The sequence below is a fragment of the Mycobacterium sp. E796 genome, from assembly GCF_001672815.1.
In the GTDB taxonomy this organism is placed as follows: domain Bacteria; phylum Actinomycetota; class Actinomycetes; order Mycobacteriales; family Mycobacteriaceae; genus Mycobacterium.
In genome coordinates this window covers 1-21,620 of the sequence record NZ_LZKK01000186.1, presented here as the reverse complement: position 1 = coordinate 21,620, position 21,620 = coordinate 1, and the positions used below count along the sequence as shown (strand labels likewise).

20 protein-coding genes are annotated in these 21,620 nt (G+C 67.2%); 12 read left to right on the top strand and 8 right to left on the bottom strand.

Annotated features, from left to right (window positions below):
• Nucleotides 1-1,169 (bottom strand): PPE family protein (locus tag A5706_RS34285; protein WP_231985279.1); only part of this gene is annotated, 1,169 nt, incomplete at its 3' end.
• Between the two features lie 87 nt (nucleotides 1,170-1,256).
• A complete protein-coding gene (locus tag A5706_RS13655; RefSeq protein ID WP_068131380.1) occupies nucleotides 1,257-2,153 on the bottom strand; it encodes an oxygenase MpaB family protein in 897 nt (298 codons plus the stop codon).
• An 80-nt stretch (nucleotides 2,154-2,233) separates the two neighbouring features.
• Between A5706_RS13655 and A5706_RS13650 the strand changes: the two genes are divergently transcribed.
• On the top strand, nucleotides 2,234-2,929 hold the full coding sequence (locus A5706_RS13650) for a TetR/AcrR family transcriptional regulator (RefSeq protein ID WP_369831860.1): 696 nt from the start codon (nucleotides 2,234-2,236) through the stop codon (nucleotides 2,927-2,929).
• Here A5706_RS13650 and A5706_RS13645 read toward each other — a convergent pair.
• Both A5706_RS13645 and A5706_RS13640 read right to left on the bottom strand, forming a co-directional pair.
• A complete protein-coding gene (locus A5706_RS13645; protein WP_068131388.1) occupies nucleotides 2,862-3,413 on the bottom strand; it encodes a hypothetical protein in 552 nt (183 codons plus the stop codon). The genes A5706_RS13650 and A5706_RS13645 overlap by 68 nt on opposite strands.
• 34 nt (nucleotides 3,414-3,447) lie before the next feature.
• Nucleotides 3,448-4,029, bottom strand: coding sequence for a VOC family protein (locus tag A5706_RS13640; protein WP_068131376.1), 582 nt, complete (start codon nucleotides 4,027-4,029; stop codon nucleotides 3,448-3,450).
• Nucleotides 4,030-4,121: 92 nt separating this feature from the next.
• On the opposite strand from A5706_RS13640, the gene A5706_RS13635 reads away from it, so the two are divergent.
• The 4 genes from A5706_RS13635 to A5706_RS13620 are packed head-to-tail and all read left to right on the top strand — an operon-like array spanning nucleotide 4,122 to nucleotide 9,112.
• Nucleotides 4,122-4,769 (top strand): TetR/AcrR family transcriptional regulator, encoded by a 648-nt coding sequence (locus A5706_RS13635; RefSeq protein ID WP_068131374.1) that lies wholly within the window; start codon nucleotides 4,122-4,124, stop codon nucleotides 4,767-4,769.
• A 26-nt stretch (nucleotides 4,770-4,795) separates the two neighbouring features.
• Entirely contained in the window at nucleotides 4,796-5,899 is a 1,104-nt protein-coding gene (locus tag A5706_RS13630) for an alpha/beta hydrolase (RefSeq protein ID WP_156767103.1), read from the top strand.
• A complete protein-coding gene (locus A5706_RS13625) occupies nucleotides 5,875-6,846 on the top strand; it encodes a 2-hydroxyacid dehydrogenase (RefSeq protein ID WP_231985277.1) in 972 nt (323 codons plus the stop codon). Before A5706_RS13630 ends, A5706_RS13625 begins: the two co-directional genes overlap by 25 nt.
• Before the next feature lie 55 nt (nucleotides 6,847-6,901).
• A complete protein-coding gene (locus A5706_RS13620; RefSeq protein ID WP_068131369.1) occupies nucleotides 6,902-9,112 on the top strand; it encodes an acyl-CoA dehydrogenase in 2,211 nt (736 codons plus the stop codon).
• A 19-nt stretch (nucleotides 9,113-9,131) separates the two neighbouring features.
• Here A5706_RS13620 and A5706_RS13615 read toward each other — a convergent pair whose 3' ends face one another.
• The 3 genes from A5706_RS13615 to A5706_RS13605 all read right to left on the bottom strand — a co-directional run bounded on the left by A5706_RS13615 (nucleotide 9,132) and on the right by A5706_RS13605 (nucleotide 12,743).
• Nucleotides 9,132-10,586 (bottom strand): PE-PPE domain-containing protein, encoded by a 1,455-nt coding sequence (locus A5706_RS13615; RefSeq protein ID WP_082964350.1) that lies wholly within the window; start codon nucleotides 10,584-10,586, stop codon nucleotides 9,132-9,134.
• A 713-nt stretch (nucleotides 10,587-11,299) separates the two neighbouring features.
• Nucleotides 11,300-11,803, bottom strand: a complete 504-nt coding sequence (locus tag A5706_RS32255; protein WP_197517823.1) for a hypothetical protein — start codon at nucleotides 11,801-11,803, stop codon at nucleotides 11,300-11,302.
• Nucleotides 11,804-12,290: 487 nt separating this feature from the next.
• The gene (locus tag A5706_RS13605) at nucleotides 12,291-12,743 is read right to left on the bottom strand and encodes a hypothetical protein (protein WP_068131364.1); all 453 of its coding nucleotides are present in this window, start codon (nucleotides 12,741-12,743) and stop codon (nucleotides 12,291-12,293) included.
• A 603-nt stretch (nucleotides 12,744-13,346) separates the two neighbouring features.
• Between A5706_RS13605 and A5706_RS13600 the strand changes: the two genes are divergently transcribed.
• On the top strand, nucleotides 13,347-13,712 hold the full coding sequence (locus A5706_RS13600) for an ATPase (RefSeq protein ID WP_068131362.1): 366 nt from the start codon (nucleotides 13,347-13,349) through the stop codon (nucleotides 13,710-13,712).
• Nucleotides 13,713-13,721: 9 nt separating this feature from the next.
• Here A5706_RS13600 and fadD2 read toward each other — a convergent pair whose 3' ends face one another.
• On the bottom strand, nucleotides 13,722-15,401 hold the full coding sequence (gene fadD2, locus A5706_RS13595; protein WP_068131384.1) for a long-chain-fatty-acid--CoA ligase FadD2: 1,680 nt from the start codon (nucleotides 15,399-15,401) through the stop codon (nucleotides 13,722-13,724).
• 59 nt (nucleotides 15,402-15,460) lie between these two features.
• On the opposite strand from fadD2, the gene A5706_RS13590 reads away from it, so the two are divergent.
• From A5706_RS13590 to A5706_RS13565, 6 genes are all read left to right on the top strand, one after another.
• Nucleotides 15,461-16,708: a DNA polymerase domain-containing protein gene (locus tag A5706_RS13590; protein WP_068131360.1), complete on the top strand. Its 1,248-nt coding sequence runs from the start codon at nucleotides 15,461-15,463 to the stop codon at nucleotides 16,706-16,708.
• A 51-nt stretch (nucleotides 16,709-16,759) separates the two neighbouring features.
• Nucleotides 16,760-17,755 carry an ABC transporter substrate-binding protein gene (locus A5706_RS13585; RefSeq protein WP_068131359.1) on the top strand — a complete coding sequence of 332 codons (996 nt, stop codon included), beginning with the start codon at nucleotides 16,760-16,762 and terminating at the stop codon, nucleotides 17,753-17,755.
• Nucleotides 17,756-17,856: 101 nt separating this feature from the next.
• On the top strand, nucleotides 17,857-18,531 hold the full coding sequence (locus tag A5706_RS13580) for an allophanate hydrolase subunit 1 (protein ID WP_068131357.1): 675 nt from the start codon (nucleotides 17,857-17,859) through the stop codon (nucleotides 18,529-18,531).
• A 14-nt stretch (nucleotides 18,532-18,545) separates the two neighbouring features.
• A complete protein-coding gene (locus A5706_RS13575; protein ID WP_068131381.1) occupies nucleotides 18,546-19,430 on the top strand; it encodes a 5-oxoprolinase/urea amidolyase family protein in 885 nt (294 codons plus the stop codon).
• A 1-nt stretch (nucleotide 19,431) separates the two neighbouring features.
• Entirely contained in the window at nucleotides 19,432-19,977 is a 546-nt protein-coding gene (locus tag A5706_RS13570) for a GNAT family N-acetyltransferase (protein ID WP_068131355.1), read from the top strand.
• A gap of 234 nt (nucleotides 19,978-20,211) precedes the next feature.
• Entirely contained in the window at nucleotides 20,212-21,591 is a 1,380-nt protein-coding gene (locus tag A5706_RS13565; RefSeq protein WP_068131353.1) for a NarK/NasA family nitrate transporter, read from the top strand.
• Nucleotides 21,592-21,620: the final 29 nt, after the last annotated feature.

The following is a 21,620-nucleotide window of genomic DNA, read 5'->3' as shown; positions in this document are numbered from 1 at the left end:
GCGGCAGCGGCGGCCGGCGCGGGTGCGGCTGCCGGTGGGGGCACGGCGGCGAGGCCGGCCAGTCCCCCCAGGCCCCCGAGCGCGCCCAACGGGGCCAGGGCGGGCGCAACAAGTGCCACCGCCGCCGGTTGCGAGAGCGCGTAGGCGGCAACTTCTTCGATGTGAAGCGGCCAGTCGAACAGCTCCAGGCTGATCAGGTATTGAAAGGCCTGCACCGGATTCTGGGTCAGATACACGCCGAACTGTTCGATGTCCTCGAGCACTTCGAGGGATCGAACTACATAAAAGATCGGTTGGCCTGGGTTCGCGAATGAGTCGTACGTAAGCCCGTTGACGGTGCCCTCGGCGGGGTCCCAGGTGACCCCGAAGTTCTGCAGGATCTGCGCAATGAGTTGATTCAGCGGGTTGTCGACCAACGGATCGTGGGCGAGTTGGACATTTCCGATCCCCAAGTTGTTTTGCAGGAAATCGACGAGCCCCTGCGGGAGGCTCAGCGGATTGTCGCCTTGGGACAGCTCTTCGAGGGCCTGCGAGACCTGCTGCTGGAGGCCCAGCGGGTTCTGCAAGAACTGCTCGATCTGCTGCGCGATCCCCTGCACCAGGTTGCTGGCCGCCGGGGTTTGCGCATCGGACTTGAGGATTTGGGGTGCGGGGGTGGTTTGGGGCGTGGACGCCACCGCCGCGGTGGACACGGCTTGATAGATGCCCATGGTGGTGGCCGCCTGGACCCACATCCGCACGTAGTCGGCCTCGTTGAGCGCGATCGGAATGGTGTTGATCCCAAAAAAATTGGTCGCCACCAAGGCCCCGTGGATGACGTGGTTCGCGGCCAGTTCGGGCAGCGTCGGCATGGCGGCCAGCGCGGTCGTATAGGCGGTGGCCGCCGTCTCGTGCTGGGCGGCCGCCGCCGCGCTGTTCGCGCTGGCCTGCAAAAGCCACGCCAGATACGGCGCATTCGCGGCGACGTACGACTCGGCGCTGGGCCCCTCCCAGGCGCCGGCCTGCACCGACGCCAACAGTCCGGTGAGTTCGTCTGCAACCGAGGCATATTCGGCACTCAACGCGTTCCACGCGGCAGCGGCTGCCAGCAATGACCCCGGCCCCGGGCCGCTGCTCAGCAGCGCCGAGTGCACCTCCGGCGGGGAGGCCATCCAAATCGGCGCGGTCATAGCGGCATTCCTCGGGCTGGAAGGGTAACCAGCCGAAAGCCTAATGAAAACGATTGTCGTTATCAACCCGGTGGCGTCCGGGTAGGTCTAGACCAGCGGCCGCCCCATCCTGATCCTGCGGTCGACATCCCAAAGCAGCACGTTGAACGGGAACCGCCGGACGAAGCGTGGCAGCGCGCGGTTGACCACACGCAACACGGCCATCAGCCGGTCGAAGCGCCGCTGTTTCGCGGCGTCCCAGGGCAGCCTCATCTCGTCGCGGAAGCGCTGGGGCAGAAAGCCCGTGGTGATCAGCAGCGCGAAGTCGTCGGACAAACGCTGCAGCGGGCCCGGCAGCGTCACCCCCCGAATGCGGCCGGCGGCAATGGGATACAGGTAGTCGCGGACGGTGTCGTCGATGTGCACCTTGGCCAGCGACTCCTGCCAGTACCGGTCGAACGCCGCCCGGTCCGCCGGCCACATCTCCGGTGGGACCTGCAGCGTGGTGGCCAGAGTCATGCCCTCGCGGTAGTGCCGGTCGGCGTCTTCGCCCTCCAGTTCGCCGACGAACGTCCGGTAGATGTCGACCCCGCCCTTGTACAGGCATGCCCCCACCCACAGCTGCAGGTCGACGTCGAAGGCGTTGTAGGCGACCGGGCTGTCCGGGGTGGAGTACACCTGCGCGTGGGCCCGGTTCACCGCCCGGCGAAAGGCCTCCTTCTGGGCGTCACTGCCGGCGGATGCCACCGCCAGGTACGTGAAGGTGGTGCGGGCCCGTTTGATCGGGTGCAGGTCCACCCGGCCGCTTTCGACGCGGCTCTCCAGCACGCCATAACCGACGGCCGGACGCGCCAGTTGCATGATCACGTTCGCGGGCCCGGCCAGCAGCGCCACGCCCATCAGCCCCTCGTCGGTGCCCACCCGGGGCCCGCGCCGGGTGGTGCCGGGGCGGGACGGGTCGGCGATGGCGCGCTCCACATGGCCGATCGAGTCCGGCATCGCCATGCGGGACCCCCTCTGCAAAATGTGCGAACGCCTGTTTCCTGATGTTGTCTCGTATGTAGACGGGTGTCAAGATGGTGGCTATGGCGGAGGCCTCCAAAGCGCGGCCCTACCGCGGCGTCGACGCTGCCGAACGGGCGGCCGTCCGCCGCCGCCAATTCTTGACCGCCGGCCTGGAGCTGCTGGGGGCCGAGCAGCAGGACGTCTCGGCACTGACCGTCCGCGGCATCTGCGATCGGGCGGGCCTGGCCGCCCGATACTTCTACGAGAGCTTCACCGACAAGGACCAGTTCGTCAGCCGGGTGTTCGATTCGGTGGTGGCCGAGCTGGCCGCCACCACCCAGGCCGCCGTGGCGGCGGTGCCGGCGCACGAGCAGACCCGCGCGGGGATCGCGAACATCGTGCGGACCATCGCCGGCGACGCCCGCATCGGGCGACTGCTTTTCAACACGCAGCTGGGCGACCCGGTGATCGTGCGCAAGCGCGCCGAGTCCAGCGCGCTTTTCGCGATGCTGTCCGGCCAGCACGCCGTCGACACGTTGCGGGCGCCGGCAAACGATCGCGTCAAGGCCGCGGCGCACTTCGTCGTCGGCGGCGTCGGGCAGACCATCAGCGCCTGGCTGGCCGGCGACGTCCGAATGGAGCCCGACCAGCTCGTCGACCACCTGGCGTCGCTGCTCGACGAACTCACCAACCCGAACCTGTACCGCGTCACGGAAACAGGGGCAGGTGCCAAAGCCGCATCCGGGGATCCAGGAGCCACAAGCGCATCATCGTGAGCCGCATGATGCGTATCGCGCCGCGGATCAGCAGGATCGCCAAGGGCACCTCGATCCCCAGCGCGGTCGCCACCGATATCCGCACGTCGGCGGGTCCGGCGGTCATCAGGTCGAACCACGCGTCGCAGATCAGCAGCACGCCGGCGGTGAACGCGGCGAGCACCACCAGCTGGCGGCGCAGGTAACCGAGGACGGCCGTCGCCACCATGAACACGACCAAAAGGATGTCGAACCCCACCCACGTGGCGGTCCAGTTGTGGGCGACGTAGCTCGACGGCAGCGTGATGGACAGATACCCGAGCCAGGGAACCATCGCGATCGAGCCACCGATCATCAGGCTCATGCGGGTGCGCCGTATCCGGCTCATGAGCACCGGGTCGATCACGTCGCTCAGCGGCCGCTCCAGCCGGCTGATCAGGTCACGCCGCTGCTCGGGCGTCAGCGCGGCGATCTGAGCGTCGGACAAAATGTCGCTCGTCGTCATGGACATCCCCCGGCTCAGGCACGGTCTTGCCCTTTCAGCGTACGGCGTCCACCGGGGGCCGCCGGTCGGCCGCGGTCTTGGGGATGGCTTTGTTGTCGCTGCTCGTGAATTCCTTTACCCAGCAAGCGAATTCCAGTGTGATGCCGTCGGGATCCTGAAAGTAGAACGAGCGCACGTAGACCCCGGGATGCACGGTCACCGAGACCTGGCGCTCGCTTTCGTCGTGGTTCAGCACCGGCCCGACCCGCACGCCCTTGTCCTTGAGCCGCTGCCGGTAGGCATCGAATTTCTCGGCCGGCACGTGGAATGCCAGATGGTTCATGGTGCTTACGGCGCTGGTGATATCGCCAATGCCCGGGATGGCGCCCGGGGACGAGATGCCCGGCACCCGGTCGGCGGCGTCGGCGAACCAGAAGAACGCGACGCAGTCGCCATTGCCCGCGTCGAAGAAGAAATGTTGGCCGGCACCATCGGGCAGATCGAGCGATTTGATCAGCGGCATGCCGAGGATGTTGGAGTAGAAATCCACGGTCCGCGCCATGTCCGAACACACCAGCGCGACGTGGTTGATCCCGCCCAGCTCGAATTCGTTGTTGGCGTTGTGCGGCTTGATCATCCTGCGGCTCCTATCAATCCGCGAAAGCCCTGGCCAAGATCCAAATCTGAATCTAACATCAGGTTCAGTTCCGCTCCAGGAGGTTCGCACGATTGTCCACCGCGGCCGAACCTGCTGAGCGACCCGACCCCCCACCGGCGTTTCCGACGCACCGCGGCAGGCGAACTCAGGCCGCGATCGACATGGCCGCCCGAACGGTTATCGCGCGCAAAGGCATTCTGGCGACGACCATCGCCGACATCGCCGCCGAGGCGGGCCGCTCGTCCGCATCGTTCTACAACTACTACGACTCCAAAGAGGCGATGGTCCGCCAATGGGCCCTGCGGTTCCGCGACGAGATCACCGAGCGCGCGCGTTCGGTCACCGAACACGGCCTGTCCGACCGCGAGCGGGCGTACGAGGCCGCCGCCGCGCAGTGGTGGACCTACCGCAACCGGCTCGCCGAGGTCGTCAGCATCTACCAGCTGGCGATGATCAACGACGACTTTGCGCGGTACTGGGCCGACATCTGTTCCACGCCAATCACTTTCATCAGCGAATCGGTCCGGCGCGCCCAGGCCCAAGGCCATTGCGCCGATGACGATCCGCGCCTGATCGCCGAGGCCATTTTGGCCATGTTCTACCAGTTTTGTTACACGCAACTCGCCGGGCCCGGTGAACCCGACGACGCGGCGTGCATCCGAACGCTGGCCAACATCTACTACCGAGCCATCTACGGCGGCAGAGGGGAGTCAAATTGACCCGTCAAAACGGCGCCGCGGGCGTGATGCAGGAATTCGTCGGGTTGCCCTCGCCCACCGCGGGCCGGGCGGGAGCCGGCGGGCATCCCTGCCAGGGGCTCTACCACCGCGCGGTGGGGCGCAAGCCGAAGGTGGCGATGATCGCCACGCACTACCAGATCGACTTCGCCGAGCACTACCTCGCCGACTACATCGCCACCCGCGGCATCGGCTTCCTGGGCTGGAACACCAGGTTCCGCGGATTCGAAAGCAGCTTCCTGCTGGACCACGCGCTGGTCGACATCGGCGTCGGGGTGCGTTGGCTGCGCCAGGTGCAGGGCGTGGACTACGTTGTGCTGCTCGGCAATTCGGGCGGCGGTTCGTTGATGGCCGCCTATCAGTCGCAAGCGCTCGAACCGAACGTCACTCCCCTGGAGGGCATGCGCCCCGCGGCCGGACTCACCGAGCTGATCCCCGCCGACGGCTACGTCGCCACGGCGGCGCACCCCGGACGCCCCGACGTCCTGACGGCATGGATGGACGCCGCCGTCGTCGACGAGAACGACCCGGTCGCCACCGATGCCGACCTCGACCTGTTCGAAGAGCGCAACGGGCCCCCGTACTCGCCCGAGTTCCTCGCCCGCTACCGCGACGCTCAGATCGCGCGCAACCACGCCATCACCGACTGGGCCGAGCGGGAACTCAAACGGGTTCGCGCCGTGGGCTTTTCGGACCGGCCGTTCACCGTGATGCGCACCTGGGCCGATCCCCGCATGGTCGATCCGAGCATCGAGCCGACCAAACGCCCGCCGAACCTGTGTTACGCCGGCGTCCCCGCCAAGGCGAACCGGTCCGCGCACGGGATCGCCGCCGCCTGCACCCTGCGCAACTGGCTGGGCATGTGGAGCCTGCGGGTGGCGCAAACCCGCGCCGAGCCGCATCTGGCCCGCATCACCTCCCCGGCCCTGGTGATCAACGCCGAGGCGGACACCGGCGTCTTCCCGTCGGATGCCCAGCGCATCTACGACGCGCTCGCCAGCATCGACAAGACGCAGGCCTCCATCAACAGCGACCACTACTTCACCACCCCGGGCGCGCGCAGCGAGCAGGCCGATACCATCGCCAGGTGGATCACCAAGAGGTGGCGTTAAGGGTTCTCGCCCATTTCGTTCCCGGCGACAAGGTACTCGACTTCGTTGCGCCAGAATCGGATTGGCTTGACATCCGGTGGTGCGCCGAGGACGACGACGAGGGCTTTTACCGGGAGCTGCCGCACGCGGACGTGATCTGGCACGTGCTGCGGCCCCTGTCGGGCGACGATCTGCGGCGCGCGACCAGGCTGCGGCTGGTGCACAAGCTGGGCGCCGGGGTAAACACGATCGACGTACCGACGGCGACGGAACGCGGCGTCGCGGTCGCCAACATGCCGGGCGCCAACGCGCCGTCGGTGGCCGAGGGCGCGGTGCTGCTGATGCTGGCCGCGTTGCGCCGGCTGACGGAGCTGGACCGTGCGGTCCGCGAAGGCCGCGGCTGGCCCTCGGATCCGGCGCTGGGCGAGACGGTGCGCGACATCGGCGGCTGCATCGTCGGGCTGGTCGGGTACGGCAACATCGCCAAACGGGTTGCCGAAATCGTCACGGCGATGGGGGCGGGCGTCCTGCACACCAGCACCCGCGACGACGGCCTGCCCGGCTGGCGGCCGCTGCCCGACCTGCTGGCCGCCAGCGACATCGTCTCGCTGCACCTGCCCCTGACGGAGCGGACACATCACCTGCTGGATCGCGAGGCGCTGGCCCGGATGAAGCCGAATGCGGTGCTGGTCAACACGTCCCGGGGCGCGGTGGTCGACGAGGGCGCCCTGGTCGACGCGCTGCGGGACGGGCGGCTGGCCGCGGCGGGGCTCGACGTTTTCGAGGCTGAGCCGGTGGCGCCCGGCAACCCGCTACTGGGCCTGGACAACGTGGTGCTGACGCCGCACGTCACCTGGTACACGGCCGACACCATGCGGCGGTACCTGATCGAGGCCGTCGGGAACTGCCGCCGGCTGCGCGACGGGCAACCGCTGGCCCATGTAGTCAACCAACCGACCGGTTGTTAGCTTGGAAGGCGCTGGCACGAAACGTGAGCCAGCAAATGGACGAGGAAGGCGACCAATGCCGATCGCAATCACTCCTGAGCATCAAGACCTGGCCGATTCGGTGCGTTCCCTGGTGGCGCGGGTCGCGCCGTCCGAGGTGCTGCACAAGGCGATGGAAACACCCCTGGAAAACCTGGTGAATCCGCCGCCATACTGGCGGGCCGCGGCCGAGCAGGGACTGCAGGGCGTACATCTGGCGGAATCGGTCGGGGGACAAGGCTTCGGCATCCTCGAATTGGCCATCGTGCTGGCCGAGTTCGGCTACGGGGCGGTGCCCGGGCCGTTTGTGCCGTCGGCGATCGCCAGCGCGCTGATCTCCGCGCACGACCCGGAGGCCAAGGCGCTTTCCGAGCTGGCGTCCGGCGCGGCCATCGCCGCCTACGCGATGGAGTGTTGTGCGCTGACTGCCACCCGCCAGGGGGACTCACTGGTGATCCGCGGCGAGGTCCGTGCCGTTCCCGCCGCCGCGCAGGCCTCGTTGCTGGTGCTTCCCGTCGCGATCGACAGCGGCGAGGAATGGGTGGTGCTGCGCGCCGAGCAGCTCGAGATCGAGCCCGTGAAAAGCCTTGACCCGCTACGCCCGATCGCGCACGTGCGGGCCAACGCCGTCGAGGTCGGTGACGACGCCGTGCTGAGCAATCTGACCATGGCCACCGCACACGCGCTGATGGTCACGCTGCTGTCGGCCGAGGCCATCGGCGTGGCGCGGTGGGCAACCGACACCGCGTCGCAGTACGCCAAGATCCGCGAGCAGTTCGGCCGGCCGATCGGCCAGTTCCAGGCCATCAAACACAAGTGCGCAGAAATGGTTGCCGACACCGAGCGGGCCACCGCGGCGGTGTGGGATGCCGCCCGCGCGCTGGACGAGGCCCGCGAGAACGGTTGGGACATGGCAGGTTCCAAGGTCGACTTCGCCGCGGCCGTGGCCGCGACGCTGGCGCCGGCCGCCGCCCAACGCTGCGCGCAGGATTGCATCCAGGTGCACGGCGGCATCGGTTTCACCTGGGAGCACGACGCAGGCGTGTACTACCGCCGGGCGCTGATGCTGGCCGCCTCCTTCGGCCGCAGCTCGGAATACCCGCAACGAGTCGTGGACACCGCGACCACGACGGGAATGCGCGCGGTGGACATCGACCTGGATCCCGACACCGAAAAGCTGCGGGCCGACATTCGCGCGGAGGTCACCGCGCTGAAGGAGATGGACCGCGAGCCGCGCAGGGTGGCGATTGCGGAGGGCGGCTGGGTGCTGCCTTACCTGCCCAAGCCGTGGGGCCGGGCGTCCAGCCCGGTGGAGCAGATCATCATCGCCCAGGAGTTCGCCGCCGGGCGGGTCAAGCGGCCGCAGGTCGGCATCGCGGCATGGATCATCCCGTCGATCGTCGCGTTCGGCACCGAGGAGCAGAAGCAAAGGTATCTGCCGCCGACCATGCGCGGCGAAATGATTTGGTGCCAGCTGTTTTCCGAGCCGGGCGCCGGATCGGACCTCGCCGGGCTGACCACCAAGGCGACGCGGGCCGAGGGCGGCTGGCGCATCACCGGCCAGAAGATCTGGACCACGGCCGCCCAGTACTCGCAGTGGGGAGCGCTGCTGGCGCGAACCGACCCGAGCGCGCCGAAGCACAACGGCATCACCTATTTCCTGCTGGACATGAAGAGCGAGGGCGTCACGGTCAAGCCGCTACGCGAGCTGACCGGCCAGGAGTTCTTCAACACCGTCTACATCGACGACGTGTTCGTGCCCGACGAATGCGTGCTGGGCGACGTCAACCGGGGGTGGGAGGTCAGCCGCAACACCCTGACGGCAGAGCGGGTGTCGATCGGCGGCAGCGACGCGAATTTCCTTGCGACGCTTCCCGAGTTCGTCGAGTTCGTGCGCGACGGGCAGTTCGACCAAGTGGGCCAGCACCGGGCCGGGCAGCTGATCGCCGAGGGCCATGCCGCCAAGGTGCTGAACATGCGTTCGACCTTGCTGACGCTGGCCGGCGGGGACGCGATGCCGTCCGCCGCGATCTCCAAGCTGCTGTCGATGCGCACCGGGCAGGGCTACGCCGAGTTCGCGGTGTCGTCGTTCGGCACCGACGCCGCGATCGGCGACACCGGCCAGCTAGCGGGCAAGTGGGGCGAGTATCTGCTGGCCAGCCGGGCCACCACAATCTACGGCGGCACCTCGGAGATCCAGCTCAACATCATCGCCGAACGGCTGCTGGGCCTGCCCCGGGACCCGTAAGCGCTCGAGATCAAGCTCGTCAATTCTCGGCATCCCACGGCGGAATCAGCCCTAGCGTACGCATTAATTGCCCCTCGGATCCGGACAGAAGCGCCAGCCCCGACACGCCCGTCTGCGGCAATGGGTAGTTCAGCCCGGGGTCCAGGACTGGCACGAAGGGGTAGGTCGTCGGGTACATCGACTGCGGAAGGACGCCGAGGTCGACCAAGGCCGCGGTCGGCCCCTGCACCGCCCCGGTCGCGAGGTCCGACAGGATCGCGGTCGGATTGGGCAACTCCAGGAGGGATGCCGGAGTTACCAGGTTGGCGTACTCGCCCGAGCCATAGCCCATGTCCACCACCACCCGCAGATCTGGCTGGAGCAGGTCCGCGAGCGTGTTGCCGTATAGGCCGCCGTAGTGGCGGAACGGCTCCAGCAACGGTAGGTCCGGTGTCGGCGCCATGAAGTACTGTGTGCTGCCGGTGTATCCGGGGGATGTGGGCAGGAGCTGGTAATCGCTCAGGTTTGTCGGTGGCCCGTAGTTGTGCACGCCGAATGCCAGACCGACGAAAGCGTTGGCGTCCGACACCAGATTCAGTGGGTACCGCGGGAAGTCGCCGAAGAAGGAGTACTCGTTGTTGAAGATCGAGACCGGGTAGGGCGCGTCGGGTGGGGTGGCACCGCTGAACAACATGTCCAGCACCGGCACATACAAGCCGGGGAAACGTTCCCACAGGCCGCCGTTGGGATTGGCCGGGTCGCCGGTCAGGATGAACGTCAGCAGTCCTTGCCCAGGTGAGCCTTGGGCCATTAACGAGCGCAGTTCATGGGTGATCAGCAGCGAGCTTTGCGAGCTGCCCCACACGGTGGTGTGATTACCGGCGGCGAGCTCGTCTGAAATCGCCTGGCTCAGCAGCTGGTTGCCTTGTGCCACGGATTGACCGAACGTCAGGTTGCCCAGTTGCGGGGTCAATGGCCATGCCTGTTCAGGCGTAAAAAGCGCGGTAGGATTTGCGATCCCGTAGATGCTGCCGATGGCGTTCGCCAGCGGCTGCGAGAGTACCGGGAGGTCCGTAGGACCCATGATGAGTCCGATGGGATTGAGGTTGGTCGACACCGTCGGGACCGGAGGCGCCGGTTCGAGGCCGGCTAGCTCGATTAGCGGTATGAGTGGTTGCTCGAGTTGACCGACCGCGTTCCACAGCAATTCTTCGGCGCAGAGCACCTCGGCGTCGTGGTACGTGTTGCCGGACACGGCCATGGTCTGCGCGAACGCAGTGTGGAATTTCTGCGCTTGCGCCGCCATGCCCTGGTACCACTGGCCGTGACTGGTGAACAGCTGGGAGATCGCCGCCGATACCTGATCGGCCCCGGCCGGCAGGATCGACGTGATCGACCGCACCGCGGCGGAATTCGCTTCCTCCACGCAAATCCCGAGCTTCTCCACGTCCCCGGCTGCGTCGACTAGTTGCTGCGGTACTACGGACATCCCCATGCGTCATTCCCTATGCCCTCACCAGGGTCCAAGCCATGCCCACGGTCGCGGTGGTCGGCTGCGTAATCGGTTCATGCATTTGCCCCTAAGCGCACTACTTCCGCTGTTTGCACCATGTTGGGCGCATGCGCCCAGCACAGACAGGGCCTTTTGGCATTCAGGGCGGTGCCCTACGTCATGGGCAGCAAGAAATACGCGCGCCGCTAAGGGCACGCACTGCCAGCGACTTGTGCCCGCAGCGCCTCGTGATGGCAAACCTCTTGGGGCTCTGCGTAAGTCGCCGATACGCAATGCATCGACAAGGAGCACCACTCCGATATGTGTTCAACTCCGGCGGGCCACGCAGTGCATGAGCACCGCGGCTTCTGCTCGTGTCGTTGGGGTCGATATTGGCCTCGGCTGCCCGGCGAGGAACGACCGCGTCTGCAGGCGAACGTTTTTGGCGTCGGAGACCACTGATGCGTACGTCCAGACCCGCGGCGGCCACTGCAGCACGGGCGACAGCCATAGCGGTGTCGCGGTCTATTCGTCAGGCCCCCAAGGCCGTTGGATGAAATGACCTTGGGGCCATGCCATTGGCAAACCGCTCCTGCTCGACCGGCGGCCGTTCTACTGGGCCCCTCCAAACAGTGTTGAGGTGCCTGAGACGGGTCATGCCGACCTGACGCACGTCTGCCAGGTCGGCATGGCCCGGGTTCTTGGGGGTTGCTGGGTCACCACCACCAGTTCCACAACGGCCACCACGGCCGGTAACCCAGTCCGGGCGGGCCCCATCCGCCGTTGCCCCAGCCGGGGTGACCCCAGACGCCGCGGTCCCAGTCGCCGCGGGGACCCCACCAGCCGCCGCGACCCCAATTGCCTCCGTGGCCCCAGTCGCCGCGGCCATTCCAGCCGCCGTGGCCATTCCAGCCGCCGGGTCCACCCCAGCCACCGTGGCCGGCCCATCCGCCGTGACCGCCGCCACCCGGCCCGTTCCAGCCACCGTGGCCGCCGCCGCCCCAGCCGCCGCCGCCGTGGCCGCCTCCGCCACCGCCGCCCGGCTTGAGCGGCAGGTCGGGACCGCCGTGTGGCCCGGACATTTCAAAACCGGTTCCCGGGGCGGAAGGCGGGACGGCGTGCGCAGCCGGGTTACCGCCGAAGAGGATGGCCCCAGTCAGCAGGCCTGCTCCCGCGACACCGATCACGACCCTACGGATCAAGCGCAGTGAGGTGAACATCTGTGAGCTCCTTCCACGCTGCCAAAAATCAGAAGTTTGAAGCCAATAACGCTTAAGAACTTACCCATATTTCGGCATTTCATGCAGACAGCAGCTATTCAATATGACGAGGATCATAAGCGGATCACGGCTGCGGTGTTTAGGCAGCGGTCCCGTCTAGTTATGCTTGTACTGATCTCAGTATCAATCGCCACATAACCGCACCTCAGACCGGATCTACTGACCCACTGAACTGTGTTATTCCAGATATCCGTAGGTAATGATTCACGCGCAGCATGAAAATGAGAGTTGTCAAAGATTCGGCAAACAGCCGAACGCGTCAGCTAACGATTAATTTATGCCTGCGGCGAAATCGCGAACCGCCCCGGCACCGCGACCGTCGACGCTACGACAACCATGCCGGCCTGACCGCGGTCAGGCCGGCATGGGTTTCTCTTCTCAGCGGCCGGGGAGCGGGTGACCCGCTACGCACGGTTGTGACTCCGCACTAGCGCCATCCGCCGCGGTCCCAATCGCCGGGGCCGGGGGCGCCGTGGTCCCAGTTGCCCGGGCCGTGGCCGTCTCGGTCCCAATCGCCGGGGCCGCGGTCGCCGCGGTGGTCGCGGTCCCAATCGCCGCGGTGGTCGCGGTCCCAATCGCCGCGCTGTTCACCGCCTGGGCCCCAACCGCGCTGGCCTGGACCGTCGTGGTCCCCACCGCCGCGGCCCCAGCCGCCTTGGCCCGGACCGTCGTGGTCACCGCCGCGACCGCCCGGGTCGCCGGGCCCATTGTCGGTCGGGATCACATCGTGCGGCCCGGCACCTACGAAGCCATGCGTCGGAGCCGGAGCCGGGGCCGCCTGTGCGGCGGGAACGGCCGCCAACCACATCGCACCAGTCAGCGCGCCGGCGCCGACTGCACCAGCTGCCGCGTAGCGGACCGACTGCATCGAGATCAACATATGAGACTCCTTTCGAGTCCTTTCGAGACCTTGCACTGTCACTTTTAGGCCTACCCCGGTGCCGTGATGGCAAAAACCATTCCTACGGGAAATTATGCTGTGTATTAGTTATGTGACCGGCCCTAGCTATCGGCTGATTCCACTTAATTATGAATTTCCAAAAATGGCTATTTGCGCGGATCCAAACTTCAGGGATTGAGGAGATCAGTAGTGGCGGCCCAGCCAGTCGGAATACCAGCAGGTAAAGGGGTTGCCCGCGCGCGGATTTGAGATTCAGTATTTCATATCGGGGTTTGCGCCCCAGCCCGCAGAGGGCTGTGATCAGTAGCGCGAGGCTCGGGAAAGTGAATGAATGGCAAATCACATCTAGCGATCGAGTTGCCAGATCCATTTTCATTTTGCCTGCCTGCTAGCAATCCAAAATTCATTTGCAGGGCGCGATGCTGGTAGGAGCCGCTACGAGCTGGCCACAGGCCTCAACTGCCTGGTGCACCCGGCGCTCGGCGACGTCGACTGACGTTCGCGTGAATGAGAGGATCAGTATCAACACGTGTACATCGGCTGGGAGTTACCGATTGGCACCCACGGAGGGACGTCGCCACTGTGAACCACGACCCAAACCAGCTGGGGCCCAGCGCCGGAACGTTCCGCGCACAGGCGCCGGCCACCGCGTCTGCCGGAGACACCAGTCCGACCGAGCGCCTAACCGGCTTTCGGCGGGCGCGCGGTCAACAGAAGGTCAGCCAATCGGCGGGTGACCGGTCGGCGCGCGACCGGCGAACGCGACGGACCGTCGATCTGCCGCTGGCCACGCACCGGGCGCTCGATGTCTGGCAGCGTGAGGCCGCCGACCGGATTGGGGTCGCCCGGGTGACCGGACAAGAGGTCCTCGCCGCACTCATCGATCAGCTACTGCTCGATCGCAAACTCTCCATGGAGATCACTCGCGCCATCCAGGCACGCAGGTGACCTGAGGAGTCAGTCGATTTCCATCTCGCGGAGTTCGCGCTTGAGGATCTTGCCCGTCGGGTTGCGCGGCAGCTCGTCGAGGAACACGACTTCCCGCGGCACCTTGTAGCGCGCCAGGTGGTCGCGGACGTAGTGCTTGACGGTGTCCTCGTCGAGGTCGGCGTCCTCTTTCTTGACCACGAACGCGCGCAGCCGGTGGCCCCACTCCTTGTCCTCGACCCCGATGGCGGTGGCCTCCACGACGTCCGGATGCCCGGTGATGAGGTCCTCGACTTCGGCCGGGAAGACGTTCTCGCCGCCGGAAACGATCATCTCGTCGTCGCGCCCGCTGATGTAGAGCAGGTCGTTCTCGTCGAAGTAGCCGACGTCGCCCGAGGACAACAGCCCGTCGATGATCTGCTTCTTGCCTCCGCCGGTGTATCCCTCGAACGGGAAGGCGTTGCCGACGAAGATCCGCCCGACCTCGCCCTTGGGCAACTCCTTGCCGTTGTCATCGAAGATCTTGACCTTGACGCCCTTGACGACCGGCCCGACCGTCGACGAATTGAATTCCAGGTGCTTGGGCTCGGCGATGGTGGCGAAGGCGATCTCCGTCGAGCCGTACATGTTGTAGATCACCGGGCCCAGGTCCTTGAGCGCCCGTTCCGCCAGTTCCGATCCGAGCGCCGAGCCGGACACGAACACGATCTTCAGGCTGGACAGGTCGGGCTTGGAGTCCATCTTCTCGAGCGCGTCGAGGATGCGGGACAGCATCACCGGGACCACGACCATGGCCGTCACCTTGTGCTTCTCGATGTCCTCCAACACCAGCGGCGGCTTGAATTTGCGCCGCAGCACCAGGGTCGAGCCGAGGAACATCGCGATGGTGCCGTGCAGAAATCCGAGCGCATGGAACATCGGCGCCGGCAGCGACGTCACCTCGCCGGCCTTGAACGGCACGTGCGACAGGATCCCCCCGATCGGCGCCAGTGTCGGCGGGGTGCTGCGGTTCGCGCCCTTCGGCGTGCCGGTGGTGCCGCTGGTCAGGATGATGATCGACGAGTGCTTGCTCGCCTTGGGGGCGGGCTCGGAGCTGCTGCGCTCGATCAGGTCGGCCAGCGTCTCGTCGTCGCTACCCGATGGCTCGTCGGCATCGGGATTGGACCCCAGCGCCCGCAGCTTGCCCAGCTCCGGCTCGGCCTTGGCGACGGCCTTGGAGTACTCGTCGTCGTAGATGATCAGCTTGGCGCCCTCGCGCTCCGACACCTCGCAGATCTGCGGGCCGGAGAACTCGCTGTTGAGCAGGATGATGCGGGCGCCGACCCGGGCGGCACCGAAGTAGGCGATCAGAAACCAGCGGGTGTTGCGCGCCAGGATGGCGACGCCGTCGCCGCCTTTGACACCCTTGTCGATCAGCCCGTTGGCCACCGCGTGCGCGGCCTCGTCGAGCTCGCGATAGGTGAACTCGCCCTCCTCGTCGATGCAGGCCACGCGGTCGGGATGGCGCCTGGCGTTGAGCGAGGGCAGCATGCCGAACTCGCCCCACTTGTAGATGTCCGCAGCCATCGCGGCGTAGTTCTGCGGCGGCTCGATACGGAACGCACCCGATTCGAAGATCTTGCGCACGTAGTGCAGTTCGGCCGAGCCCCGCTCGAGGTACTGCTGGATCTTGGAGACCGCTTGGCCGGGCAGGCCGATGAGGTTAGGCATAAAATCCACCCTATGTGACGTAGGTCGCAGTGCCACTAGTTAATACCCACCGACCTACCATGAGGAACATGACCGGCCCGGCGTCCGTGGAGGTGGCCGGGCGCGAGGTCACCATCACCCACCCCGACAAGGTGGTCTTCGAACGCCACGGCGGCTCGGGGCCGCACACCAAGCTCGACCTGGTCCGCTATTACCTGTCCGTCGCCGACGGGGCGCTGCGCGGCGTGGCCGGGCGCCCGATGATCCTCAAGCGCTTCGTGAAGGGCATCTCGCAGGAGGCCGTGTTTCAGAAGCGGGCGCCCGCCAACCGACCGGACTACGTCGACGTCGCCGAACTGCACTACGCGCGGGGCACTTCCGCCGCGGAGGCCGTCGTGCGCGACGCCGCCGGGCTGGCGTGGGTGATCAACCTGGGCTGCGTGGACCTCAATCCGCACCCGGTGCTCGCGGGCGACCTCGATCACCCCGACGAACTGCGCGTCGACCTGGACCCGATGCCCGGCGTCGCGTGGCGACGCATCGTCGACGTCGCATCGGTGGCCCGCGAGGTGCTGGAGGACTACGGCCTGACCGCATGGCCGAAGACGTCGGGATCCCGGGGCTTTCACATCTACGCCCGGATCGCCCCGCGCTGGGAGTTCCGCCAGGTGCGGCTGGCCGCCCAGACCGTCGCGCGCGAGGTCGAGCGTCGGATTCCCGAGGCGGCGACCAGCCGCTGGTGGAAGGAGGAGCGCGAGGGCGTGTTCGTCGACTTCAACCAGAACGCCAAGGACCGCACCGTCGCGTCGGCGTATTCCGTGCGGGCCACCCCGGATGCCCGGGTATCGACGCCGCTGCACTGGGACGAGGTCGCCGGCTGCGATCCGGCCGCCTTCACCATCGACACGGTGCCCGCGCGGTTCGCCGAACTCGGCGACCCCTGGGAGGGCATGGACGACGCGGTCGGCGAGCTGGATCGGCTGCTGATGCTCGCCGAGGAGTTGGGGCCGCCGGAGCGCGCACCGCGGGGATCGGGCAGCCGCACCGAGAGCGGGCGCGTCTCGTCGAAGCCGCTCATCGAGATCGCCCGCACCAGAACCAAAGACGAGGCGATGGCCGCCCTGGACACCTGGCGCGACCGCCATCCCGAAGCGGCGGAGCTGCTGCAGCCGGCCGACGTCCTGGTCGACGGCATGCGCGGGCCCAGTTCGATCTGGTATCGGATCCGGATCAACCTGCAAAACGTGCCGGCCGAGCGGCGCCCAGCCCAGGAAGAGCTGATCGCCGACTACAGCCCATGGGTCGGGTACCAAGGACCGCGAAGGTGACGAGCCGCGCGGCGAAGCGGGTCAGAGCGAAGAAAGCGATAATCTCACGCGATGCGACACGGATGGAATCGGCGGGGATTCCTGCAGCTCACGGGGGCTGCGGGGATGGCCGGGTTCGCCGGAGTCTTGGCGGCCTGTTCGCCACGCAAATCGTCGTCCGCCGCCCCGGGCGGATCGGTGACCGTCACCCACCTGTTCGGTCAGACCGTCATCAAGGAGCCGCCCAAGCGCGTGGTCAGCGCCGGCTACACCGAGCAGGATGACCTGCTGGCCCTGGGTGTGGTGCCCATCGCGGTGACCAACTGGTTCGGCGATCAGCCCTTCGCGGTGTGGCCCTGGGCGCAGCCCAAGCTCGGTGGCGCCCAGCCCGTGGTATTGAACCTGGACAACGGAATTCAGGTCGACCAGATCGCGGGCCTGAAACCGGACCTGATCGTGGCCATCAACGCCGGCTTGGACGCCGACACCTACCAGAAGCTGTCCGCGATCGCGCCCACCCTCGCGCAGTCGGACGGCGACGCGTTCTTCGAGCCGTGGAAGGAGCAGGCCACCGCCGTCGGCCAGGCGGTGTTCCAGGCCGACCAGATGAAGTCCCTGATCGACGGCGTCGACAAGCAATTCGCCGCCGTCGCCCAGAAGAACCAGCAGTGGATGGGCAAGAAGGCGTTGCTCATGCAGGGCACCCTCTGGCAGGGCACGGTGGTGGCGACCCTGGCGGGCTGGCGGACCGACTTCCTGAACCGGATGGGCCTCGTCATCGCCGACAGCATCAAGCCTTTCGGCACCGATCACCGCGCCGTCATCCCGCGCGATCAGATCAAGGCGGTGCTCGATTCCGCCGACGTGGTGATCTGGACAACCGAAAGCCCCGACGACCAGAAGGCCCTGCTGGCCGACCCCGAGGTGGCGGCCTCGCTGGCGACCGCCCAGAACCGCCACGTCTTCACCACCAAGGACCAGGCCGGCGCGATCGCCTTCGCGTCACCGCTGAGCTACCCGTTGGTGGCCGATCAACTGCCGCCACTGATCGCCAAGATCCTGGGCTGAATCCCGGCTGTTTGAGCATTCGTTAAGGCACCTCTGGCAGTGCTCGAAAATCCGTCCGCATTCCCTCCCGCCTGCACGGATGCCGGGGTTACCGTTCAGTAATGAGCGTGACGGATATTGGCAGCGGACTCTCCCAGGAGCTGTCGACCGACCTGGTCGGCAACACCGTGTTCGACTACGGCGACCACGCCCTGATGCTTCAATGCGGCAGCACCGCCGAGGTATTGGCATGGGTGGACGCGTTGGCCGCGGCGGCCCTGCCCGGCGTCGTAGACGTCGTCCCCGCCGCCCGCACGGTGCTGGTCAAGCTCGACAGCCCGCGCCGGCAGGGAGCGACGAGGCAGCGCCTGCGCCGGATGCGGGTCGCCGCCGATCTCGATGCGCCTGCGGACCGCACCGCCGACGTGACGATCGACGTGGTGTACGACGGCCCGGACCTCGCCGAGGTCGCCGGCCACACCGGCCTGTCCCCGGCGCAGGTGATCGAGGCCCACACCGCCACCCCGTGGCGGGTCGGATTCAGCGGCTTCGCACCGGGTTTCGCGTACCTGGTCGACGGCGACGCGCGGCTGCGGGTGCCGCGCCGGTCCGAGCCGCGGACGTCGGTGCCGGCCGGCTCCGTCGCCCTGGCCGGAGAGTTCAGCGCGGTGTATCCCCGGCAGTCGCCCGGGGGCTGGCAGCTCATCGGCCATACCGACGCCGTCCTGTGGGATCTCGACCGGCCCAACCCGGCGCTGCTGACCCGGGGCATGTGGGTTCAGTTCCGCGCCGTCTGAGCAAGGAGATTGCCGTGCCGACCCTGGAAATCCTGCGCACCGGGCCGTTCGCCGTCGTCCAGGACCTCGGCCGCCGGGGGCTGGCCCACCTCGGCGTCAGCCGGTCCGGGGCCGCCGACCGCCGCGCGCACACGCTCGCCAACCGGCTGGTCGCCAACCCCGACGACCGGGCCACCGTCGAAGTGACCTTCGGCGGCTTCTCCGCGCGCGTCCGCGGCGGCGACGTCGACATCGCGGTGACGGGCGCCGACACCGACCCCACCGTGAACGGAATCAAGTTCGGCACCAACAGCATTCACCACGTCCGCGACGGGCAGGTGATCTCGTTGGGCGCCCCGCGGGCCGGGCTGCGAACGTACCTGGCGGTGCGCGGCGGGATCTGCGTGGAGCCCGTCCTGGGCTCGCGCAGCTACGACGTGATGTCGGCGATCGGCCCGGCGCCGCTGCACAGCGGCGACCGGCTTCCGGTCGGCGAGCACACCGACGACTACCCGGAACTCGACCAGGCGCCGGTGGCGGCGATCAGCGAGCACCTGGTCGAGGTGCAGGTGGTGCCGGGCCCACGCGACGACTGGTTCACCGATCCCGACGCCCTGGTGCACACGATTTGGATGGCCTCCAACCGCAGCGACCGGGTCGGAATGCGGCTGGAGGGCCGCCCGCTGCAACACCGCTGGCCGGACCGGCAGCTCCCCAGCGAGGGCGCTACCCGCGGCGCAATCCAGGTGCCGCCCAACGGATTACCCGTCATCCTCGGACCCGATCATCCGGTCACCGGCGGGTACCCGGTGATCGGCGTGATCACCGACGAGGACGCCGACAAGATCGCCCAGGTGCGGCCGGGCCAGTACGTGCGCCTGCACTGGGCGCGGCCCCGGGGCGGCCGGTCATACTCATAGGGTGCAAACCCAGGTCCACACCGCCCGCCTGGTCCACACCGCCGACCTCGACAGCGAGACCCGGCAGCGCGTCCGCCAGATGGTCACCGCCGCGTTCGCCGGAAATTTCAGCGACCACGACTGGGAGCACACGCTGGGGGGCATGCACGCCCTGATCTGGCACCACGGCGCGATCATCGCGCATGCGGCCGTCATCCAGCGGCGACTGCTCTACCGCGGCGACGCGCTGCGCTGCGGCTACGTCGAAGGTGTCGCGGTGCGGGAGGATTTTCGCGGCCGGGGCTTGGTGCACGCCCTGCTCGACGGCGTCGAGCAGGTGATCCGGGGCGCCTACCAGGTGGGTGCCGTCAGTTCGACCGACGTCGCGCGCAGCATCTACGCGGCGCGCGGCTGGCTGCCGTGGCGCGGCCCCACGTCGGTGCTGGCCCCCACCGGTCCGGCCCGGACACCCGACGACGACGGCGCCGTGTTCGTCCTACCGGTCGCGATCAGCCTGGACCCGGACGCGGAGTTGATGTGCGATTGGCGGGCGGGCGACGTCTGGTAGTCAGCGCGGATGCGCGCGCGGAATGTATTGCAGCTCACAATAAATCCCGCGGCCGTTCGAAATCACTCGCTCGTTTAATTGCACCCAGCTATTTACCAGATAACTGGGATTCAACTTACAGGCGATATCGGTCGAATTGAGTTGACTGGCTTCCGCACCAAATGTGAGCATCGAAATGCACGGCGGCCCAAGCCTGTTCGCGATATCCCGCCGTCGAGGAAGGGTGCTGACCGCATGGGCCGTAACCACCGCATCACGGATTGGAATCCGGAGGACGCGGCGGCCTGGGAGGGCGGCAATAAGAACGTCGCCCGTCGCAACCTGCTTTGCACCGTCGCGGGTGATCACGTCGCCTTTTCGATCTGGACCCTCTGGCCGGTGATGGCACTGTTCATGCCCGCATCCGTCTACGGCTTCTCGGCCGGGGACAAGCTGCTGCTCGGCGCGGTCGCCACCCTGGTCGGTGGCTGTGCGCGCATCCCCTACACGTTGGGCATCGCCACCTTCGGCGGACGCAACTGGACGGCCTTCTCGGCGTTCGTCTTGTTGATCCCGACCGTCGGCACCATCGTGCTGATGGCGCATCCCGGGCTGCCGCTGTGGCCCTATGTGGTGTGCGCGGCGCTGACCGGCCTGGGCGGCGGCAATTACGCGGCATCGCTGGCCAACGTCAATGCCTTCTACCCGCAGCGCCTCAAGGGCGCGGCGCTGGCGATCAACGCCGGCGTCGGCAACCTCGGCGTCGCCGTCATCCAGCTGGTCGGCCTACTGGCGCTCGCGACCGCCGGCCACGAAGCGCCGTATTGGGTCTGCGCGGTGTACCTGCTTTTGCTGGCGATCGTCGGCGTCGCCGCGGCTTTGTTCATGGACAACCTCGACCACGGCATCGAGGTCAACACCATGCGCTCGGTCCTCTTCGAGCGCGACACCTACGTGATCTCGCTGCTCTACATCTGCACCTTCGGCTCCTGGATCGGGTTCGCGTTCGCGTTCGGCCAGGTGCTGCAGATCAACTTCCAGGAGGCTGGCGAAACCGCCAAGCACGCGTCGCTACACGCCGCGCAGATCGCCTTCGTGGGGCCGCTATTCGGCTCGCTGGCACGCATCTACGGCGGCCGGCTGGCCGACCGACTGGGCGGCAGCCGCGTCACCCTGGGCGTCCTGGGCGGCATGATCGTCGGTACCGGGCTGCTGGTCGCCATCAGCACCGCCGACGGCCGCGGCGGCGGCTCGACAACGATGATCGGCTACGTGATCGGCTTCATCGCGCTGTTCGTGTTGTCGGGGATGGGCAACGGGTCGGTGTTCAAGATGATCCCGTCCATCTTCGAGGCGCGCAGCCGCGGCCTGAATCTCTCCGATGCCGAGCGGCGGCGCTGGTCGAGGGCGATGTCGGGATCGCTGATCGGCTTGTGCTCGGCCGTCGGCGCGCTGGGCGGCGTGGGGATCAACCTGGCGCTGCGCGAGTCCTACCTCAACAGCGGCACCGAAACGTCGGCCTACTGGACGTTTTTGGCGTCCTATGTGCTCGCCGCGGTCCTCACCTGGACGCTGTATGTGCGCCGCCCCAGCGCGCCGGAAACTGTCCCCGTTGCAGATCACGCGCGGGTGTGATGACTGGCGCAACAAGGGCAATGCTGCAG

Bases quoted from the DNA above. Each gene is read 5' to 3' on its own strand.
- A5706_RS13655 (WP_068131380.1), bottom strand. From the start codon at position 2,153: ATGGCGATGCCGGACTCGATCGGCCATGTGGAGCGCGCCATCGCCGAC.
- A5706_RS13650 (WP_369831860.1), top strand. From the start codon at position 2,234: ATGGCGGAGGCCTCCAAAGCGCGGCCCTACCGCGGCGTCGACGCTGCC.
- A5706_RS13645 (WP_068131388.1), bottom strand. From the start codon at position 3,413: ATGACGACGAGCGACATTTTGTCCGACGCTCAGATCGCCGCGCTGACG.
- A5706_RS13640 (WP_068131376.1), bottom strand. From the start codon at position 4,029: ATGATCAAGCCGCACAACGCCAACAACGAATTCGAGCTGGGCGGGATC.
- A5706_RS13630 (WP_156767103.1), top strand. From the start codon at position 4,796: ATGCAGGAATTCGTCGGGTTGCCCTCGCCCACCGCGGGCCGGGCGGGA.
- A5706_RS13620 (WP_068131369.1), top strand. From the start codon at position 6,902: ATGCCGATCGCAATCACTCCTGAGCATCAAGACCTGGCCGATTCGGTG.
- A5706_RS13615 (WP_082964350.1), bottom strand. From the start codon at position 10,586: ATGGGGATGTCCGTAGTACCGCAGCAACTAGTCGACGCAGCCGGGGAC.
- A5706_RS32255 (WP_197517823.1), bottom strand. From the start codon at position 11,803: ATGTTCACCTCACTGCGCTTGATCCGTAGGGTCGTGATCGGTGTCGCG.
- A5706_RS13605 (WP_068131364.1), bottom strand. From the start codon at position 12,743: ATGTTGATCTCGATGCAGTCGGTCCGCTACGCGGCAGCTGGTGCAGTC.
- fadD2 (WP_068131384.1), bottom strand. From the start codon at position 15,401: ATGCCTAACCTCATCGGCCTGCCCGGCCAAGCGGTCTCCAAGATCCAG.
- A5706_RS13590 (WP_068131360.1), top strand. From the start codon at position 15,461: ATGAGGAACATGACCGGCCCGGCGTCCGTGGAGGTGGCCGGGCGCGAG.
- A5706_RS13585 (WP_068131359.1), top strand. From the start codon at position 16,760: ATGCGACACGGATGGAATCGGCGGGGATTCCTGCAGCTCACGGGGGCT.
- A5706_RS13580 (WP_068131357.1), top strand. From the start codon at position 17,857: ATGAGCGTGACGGATATTGGCAGCGGACTCTCCCAGGAGCTGTCGACC.
- A5706_RS13565 (WP_068131353.1), top strand. From the start codon at position 20,212: ATGGGCCGTAACCACCGCATCACGGATTGGAATCCGGAGGACGCGGCG.